A 6,678-nucleotide genomic window follows, 5' to 3' on the forward strand; every position below is an offset into this window, starting at 1 on the left:
ACCCATCTTAAGTTTATACAGAAGATGGGATAAAAAGCTACTTACGATTGTTTTTTGGTAATTTGATCGTGATTTGATAATAATCATCATGTTCTTCTTCATCAGTCTCCACATTAATTCCTGTGTCAGAGACCATGGTCAATGACTGACGAATTGTATTCATAGCAATTCTCATGTCTTTACTGATACCTTTTAGCTTCGGCTTACTTTTCTTTGGTTCAGAAGTATCAAGCATTTTGGCAATGCGTTCTTCTGTCTGTTTTACATTCAAACTCTTTTCGATAATCTCATTCAACAGCTTTTCTTGTTTTTCAGGTTCTTTAAGAGCTATAAGTGCACGTGCATGTCTTTCAGTAATACTTTTTTCTAAGATTGCGTATTGGACAGCTTCAGGTAATTTCAATAACCTTAACTTATTAGCTATAGTTGATTGACTCTTACCAAGTCGTTGAGCTAAAGCCTCCTGTGTCAGTCCATGTATTTCTAATAACTTGGCATAAGCCATTGCTTCCTCAATAACCGTTAACTCTTCACGTTGGAGGTTCTCTATCAGCGCTACAGATGCCGTTTGGGTCTCGTCCATCTCACGGATAATAGCAGGTACTTCTTCCCATCCAAGAGACTGAGCAGCTCTCCACCTACGCTCACCAGCAATTAGTTCAAAGCCATCCGCTTCATCTTGAACCCTACGTACGACAATAGGTTGAATTAACCCGTGTGTATGTATCGTTTGGGCTAGTTCCTCAATTTTTTCATCATTAAAGATTGATCTTGGTTGGTAACGGTTTGGCTGAATTTGGTTTACAGGAACTTGAATCACTTCATCTGGATGATAGTCAGGTTCTTTCTCTTGTTCTTGCTCCTGACCTTGCTCGCTTGTTTCTTGATCCGCTTCTGCTTTATCTCCAATTCCAAACAAACGGCTGAATGGGTGTTTCATCCTTGGTCACCACCTTCTTTACTCTCACAATGCTTAGGTAATCATGAATGTTTCACGTGAAACATGAACAAAAATTCATTTAAATAAAACTTATTTTTAACGTGCAAAAAAGCGCTTCAGCGGGAATGCTGCCGCGCATGCAATACCGTTTCTATCAACTCTATCTTCATTTTATCATATTTATTAGAAAAATAGCAGTGACTGCTAGAAAATCTTTTCATTTCTTCCATCGTTCAAAACATTCATATGAAACTATCATAGCGATAAGAATAGTATAAGAACAACTATTTTGCCTTTTCCCTTTTTGAAACATAGGATATAGTTTGTTGGCCCATTTGTTCCCAACTTGCAATGAATTTATCTTGATCTATTTTCCGGTGATAAAAGGTGCTGAGATTCGGTTTTTGCTTGGACTTTTCGAGTTGGTATAAAAATGGTTAGCAAAAACAAAAAGATTACCGTTATCGTTCGTAACAAATTCATTTTGTCTCCCCCACTCTTTTTATCGATATATCCATTAGATTACATACTAAGAAGATTTCAGCTGCTACTTTTGTATGAGTAATCCATTTAAAAATTGAACATTTTTTCCGTAAACTCAAAATCAATTTTCCCTGTTGAGTCAATTGATTTGGCAGTAACTGTAATCGTTCCAAAATATCCTTTTTCAAAATATCCAATGGCTGTTTCTTTGTGTACTTGTCCCTTTTGGTCTTTATAATATAAGGTCATGTCACTTTCACCAGATATGCTTAATGGATTAATATGAACGTGGGAATTCCCCCCAGGAGATATGGGTTGTATTTTTATATCCCCATAGCTCCCCTTATATGATAAAAATAATTCAGGAGTCTCATACTCAGTTTGATTTTTGAATGTGAAATCAAAACCTTCAGAATCGAAGTAAACTTCTTTAAATCCTATCGCAAGAGCCAAACCTACAACCGATATTATGCTGGCTATAGCTACATATTTTTTCATAGCAGTACCCCTCCTTATAGGGACTGATTCCCTAATGGAATACATTTACTCTTATGTTTAAATTTATTTTTTCCAAAAAGTAACTTACCATATGAACTCTACCTATAAAAAAGCACAGGAAGTTATATAAATACCTCCTGTGCTCAAATCTTTACTCTGCTGATAAAGGACTTTTATTTGGTGTTCCAGCTTTTCTCGGATACTTCTTTGGCGTTTTACGACGTTTATCAATAATAGCGATATTACGCTCACTATCCTCTTCTGGTAACGAAAATGCATGTACATCACGTACTTCCCCACCTAGAAATTGAATAGCAAACTCTGCATCCTTCATTTCATCCTTGAAGCCTGAAGCTTTCATAACGAGGAAGGTACCTCCCACTTTGGTAAGTGGAAGACATAATTCACTTAATACAGATAAGCGTGCAACAGCTCGAGCTGTCACTACGTCGTATTGCTCACGGAACTTAGCATTTTTACCAAAGTTCTCAGCGCGATCATGATAAAATGCTACATCATTAAGCTCTAATTGAGTTGCTAAGTGATTTAAAAAAGTGATCCGCTTCTTTAATGAATCTACAATCGTTACTTTTAGATCTGGAAAAACAATTTTAAGCGGAATACTTGGGAATCCTGCTCCTGCTCCAACATCACAAATATGAAGAGGTTGGTTGAAATCCATATAGAAAGCTGCTGTTAACGAATCATAGAAGTGTTTTAAATACACTTCTTGTTGATCTGTTATAGCTGTTAAATTCATCTTTTCATTCCACTCAACAAGAGTTTGAAAGTACGTTTCAAATTGACTTATTTGTTTATCATTTAAGGTGATACCCTGCTCTTGTAAGGCTTGATAAAATGCTTCTGTATTCATCGATCCAATCCCTTCACTTTAGGATTCATCCGCTACTTTAGCGATTTTTCCTTGTTCAATATAAACAAGTAAAATGGATACATCTGCAGGATTAACACCAGAAATACGTGAAGCTTGCCCAACAGATAATGGACGAACTTCTTTTAATTTTTCACGTGCTTCAGATGCAAGTCCATGTATATCATCGTAATCGATATTTTCTGGAATCTTCTTCGTTTCCATCTTGCGCATACGTTCAATTTGTTGATTCGATTTTTGAATATAGCCTGCGTACTTCACTTGAATTTCTACTTGTTCTTTAACGTCTTCTGGCAACTCTTTTCCGCCCTCAGTTAAATCAGCAACTGCTTGGTATCCCATTTCTGGGCGTTTCAGTAAATCTGATGCACGAGCGGCTTCCTTAAGCTGTGAACCTCCAGCAGCTTCTACAGCAGCTTGAACCGCTTCAGAAGGCTTTATAATAATACCTTCAAGACGCTCAATTTCTTCAGCAATAAGTCGTTTCTTCTCTTGGAAACGTTCATACCGTTCATCAGGAATCAAGCCAATATCATGACCGATTTCTGTTAAACGAAGGTCAGCGTTGTCATGACGCAATACTAAACGATACTCAGCACGAGAAGTTAGTAAACGATATGGTTCATCCGTTCCTTTAGTTACAAGGTCATCAATTAATACGCCAATATAAGCTTGGGAACGATCCAATATTACAGGGTCCTTTCCAAGTACCTTAGATGCTGCGTTGATACCTGCCATAATTCCCTGGGCTGCTGCCTCTTCATAACCGGAAGTACCGTTAATTTGACCTGCAGTAAATAGGCCTTCAATCTTCTTCGTTTCAAGAGTTGGCCATAATTGAGTTGGGATAACAGAATCATATTCAATTGCATATCCAGCACGCATAATTTCAGCCTTTTCAAGACCAGGTACAGTTCTCATCATCTGATTTTGAACGTCTTCAGGTAATGAGGTAGACAAGCCTTGGACGTACACTTCATCTGTATTGCGACCTTCTGGCTCCAAGAACACCTGGTGTCGTGGCTTATCATTAAAGCGCACAATTTTATCTTCGACGGAAGGACAATAACGAGGTCCTGTGCCCTCTACCATCCCTGAATACATAGCAGACGAGCTTAAGTTGTCATTAATAATTGTATGCGTAAATTCATTCGTGTACGTTAACCAGCATGGGATTTGATCCATGATAAATTCAGTTGTCTCATAGGAGAATGCGCGCGGCACTTCATCTCCTGGTTGTTCTTCAGTTTTTGAATAGTCAATTGTACGACCATGAACACGCATTGGCGTACCTGTTTTGAACCGAACCATTTCAATTCCAAGTTCCTGAATCTGATCTGAGAGATCTGTAGAAGAACGTTGATTGTTTGGCCCACTTTCATACGCAAGATCTCCAATTAGTACTTTACTACGCATGAATGTACCTGTTGTGACGATAACGTTGTCTGCATAATAAGCTGCTTTTGTTTCAGTCTCAACACCTTTACAAACACCATCTTCTACAATTAGACGCTTAACCATTCCCTGGCGGAGCGTTAGGTTTTCTTCTTCTTCTAGAACTTCTTTCATGCGTTGAATATATAAATGCTTATCAGCTTGAGCCCTAAGTGCACGTACAGCTGGGCCTTTTCTTGTATTTAAAAGACGCATTTGAATGTACGTTTGATCGATCGTTTTAGCCATTTCGCCGCCTAATGCATCAATTTCACGCACTACAATTCCTTTCGCTGGTCCTCCAATTGATGGGTTACATGGCATGAAAGCCACCATATCGAGGTTCAATGTCAGCATCAACGTACTTGCTCCGCGACGTGCAGAGGCTAACGCTGCTTCAACACCGGCATGCCCAGCACCAATGACAATAACATCATAACGTCCTGCTTCGAATGTTGACATAACACTCTCTCCTTATTTTTTACGTTATTTTCCTAAACAGAATTGAGAGAATAACTGATCGATGAGACTTTCATTAACCGTATCCCCAACAATTTCACCAAGAAGCTCCCACGTTCGCGTGACATCAATTTGAACTAGATCAATTGGCATTCCAGCTTCCATACCGTTTGTTGCATCTTTAAGTGCATCTTTAGCTTGTTTTAAAAGCTGTACGTGACGTACGTTTGAAACATACGTCATATCACCAGTATCAATGTCGCCTTCGAAAAAGATATCTGAAATGGATTCTTCTAATTGATCAATGCCTTTTTCTTCTATGAGGGATGTGTTCACTAAAGGATGATCCCCTGCTACTCTATTCAACTCTTCTAGATCAAGTTTTTGCGGAAGATCCGTCTTATTGACAATAACAATGACATCCATGTCATGAACCGCTTCAAATAACTTCTTATCTTCTTCCGTTAACTCATCACCATAGTTTAACACGAGAAGAATTAAATCAGCTTCTTGAAGTACCTGACGGGAACGTTCTACACCGATTTTTTCAACCAAATCTTCTGTTTCACGAATACCAGCTGTATCAATTAAGCGTAATGGAACTCCACGTACATTTACATATTCCTCTATTACGTCTCTTGTGGTTCCTGGGATCTCTGTAACAATTGCTTTATTTTCATGTACAAGTGAGTTCATTAATGAAGACTTTCCTACGTTTGGGCGACCTACGATAGCTGTACCAAGCCCCTCACGTAGAATTTTCCCTTGTTTTGCCGTCTGTAAAATTCGTTCAATCTCATCATGCACATGTTTTGTATTTTCTATCATTAACTCATTTGTCATCTCTTCAACATCATCATACTCTGGGTAATCAATGTTAACTTCTACCTGAGCTAATGTTTCTAGAAGTTGTTGTCTTAAATTTTGAATTAAATTAGACAGTCGACCATCCATCTGTTTTAAAGCAACATTCATCGCTCGATCCGTTTTAGCACGAATCAAGTCCATAACCGCTTCAGCTTGTGAAAGATCAATTCGTCCATTTAAAAATGCTCGTTTCGTAAATTCACCTGGTTCAGCTAGACGAGCACCTTGTGCAAGAACTAATTCCAACACACGGTTTACTGACACCATTCCCCCATGACAATTGATCTCTACAATATCTTCACGGGTAAATGTTTTAGGAGCACGCATGACAGAAACCATAACTTCCTCTACTAGCTCATCAGTTTCTGGATCAACCAATTTTCCATAATGGATCGTATGCGTATCTACTTCCAGTAGATCCTTACCTCTGAACATTTGATTGGCATATTCCAACGCCTCAGGACCGCTTAAACGAACAATGGCAATCGCTCCCTCACCAAGCGGCGTTGAAATCGCACTTATCGTATCTGTTTCCATGCTCTCACCCCTTTCTTTCTCATTTATAGTTATCCACAAGTCGGGATTTCAATATATAGTCACTAACTTATTAGATTAGCATATAACCTCTTTATTTGAAAAGTGTTTTTTGATCAGTATAACCATTTATAGGTGTTTCTAATTATCCACATGTGGATAAACCAAATCAGAACCCTCACTTCTATCCCTCGCACAATACGACATTATTCGCCTTTTAAAGACAAGAAATATAAATAGCTTTCATCAATGACACCTTTCCATAATGTTTCATTATAGCCCCCTTATGTGGAAGACTTGGATTCGAGATAAGTTGAGTATGGTTCCGTTACTTTAGTGGAGAGCGGCGGGCTGGGGAACGGGGGGCCTTCCTGCGGACGAAGCGCCGAGCCTCCTCATTCGCAAGCTCTCTGCGGGGTCTCGTCACTCCGTTCTTCCGCTGGAGTCAACCCGTTCCACAGCCCACCTTGGCCGAATGGTGACTAACGGAACCACCGTAGTTCTGGGATGAGGTGTTCTAATTCCAGGTAGTATAATCCTATCATGACAAGGTTTTGAGCAACTTCTGTGA

The 6,678-nt window shown here is 39.0% G+C and carries 5 protein-coding genes; all 5 read right to left on the reverse strand.

Going from position 1 to position 6,678, the window contains the following annotated elements; all coding sequences use genetic code 11:
* Positions 1-37: 37 nt before the first annotated feature.
* Complete coding sequence (gene noc, locus H514_RS0119540; protein ID WP_027448480.1) at positions 38-940, reverse strand: nucleoid occlusion protein; 903 nt, start codon at positions 938-940, stop codon at positions 38-40.
* Between the two features lie 570 nt (positions 941-1,510).
* Positions 1,511-1,921, reverse strand: coding sequence for a hypothetical protein (locus H514_RS23560; protein ID WP_036842075.1), 411 nt, complete (start codon positions 1,919-1,921; stop codon positions 1,511-1,513).
* 151 nt (positions 1,922-2,072) lie between these two features.
* A complete protein-coding gene (rsmG, locus tag H514_RS0119550) occupies positions 2,073-2,795 on the reverse strand; it encodes a 16S rRNA (guanine(527)-N(7))-methyltransferase RsmG (protein WP_027448481.1) in 723 nt (240 codons plus the stop codon).
* Positions 2,796-2,813: 18 nt separating this feature from the next.
* Entirely contained in the window at positions 2,814-4,709 is a 1,896-nt protein-coding gene (gene mnmG / locus H514_RS0119555) for a tRNA uridine-5-carboxymethylaminomethyl(34) synthesis enzyme MnmG (protein WP_027448482.1), read from the reverse strand.
* 24 nt (positions 4,710-4,733) lie between these two features.
* On the reverse strand, positions 4,734-6,110 hold the full coding sequence (mnmE, locus tag H514_RS0119560; RefSeq protein WP_027448483.1) for a tRNA uridine-5-carboxymethylaminomethyl(34) synthesis GTPase MnmE: 1,377 nt from the start codon (positions 6,108-6,110) through the stop codon (positions 4,734-4,736).
* Positions 6,111-6,678 lie beyond the last annotated feature (568 nt).

It is taken from the genome of Pontibacillus marinus BH030004 = DSM 16465 (genome assembly GCF_000425225.1).
Taxonomy (GTDB): Bacteria; Bacillota; Bacilli; order Bacillales; family BH030062; genus Pontibacillus; species Pontibacillus marinus.

Bases quoted from the DNA above. Each gene is read 5' to 3' on its own strand.
- noc (WP_027448480.1), bottom strand. From the start codon at position 940: ATGAAACACCCATTCAGCCGTTTGTTTGGAATTGGAGATAAAGCAGAA.
- H514_RS23560 (WP_036842075.1), bottom strand. From the start codon at position 1,921: ATGAAAAAATATGTAGCTATAGCCAGCATAATATCGGTTGTAGGTTTG.
- rsmG (WP_027448481.1), bottom strand. From the start codon at position 2,795: ATGAATACAGAAGCATTTTATCAAGCCTTACAAGAGCAGGGTATCACC.
- mnmG (WP_027448482.1), bottom strand. From the start codon at position 4,709: ATGTCAACATTCGAAGCAGGACGTTATGATGTTATTGTCATTGGTGCT.
- mnmE (WP_027448483.1), bottom strand. From the start codon at position 6,110: ATGGAAACAGATACGATAAGTGCGATTTCAACGCCGCTTGGTGAGGGA.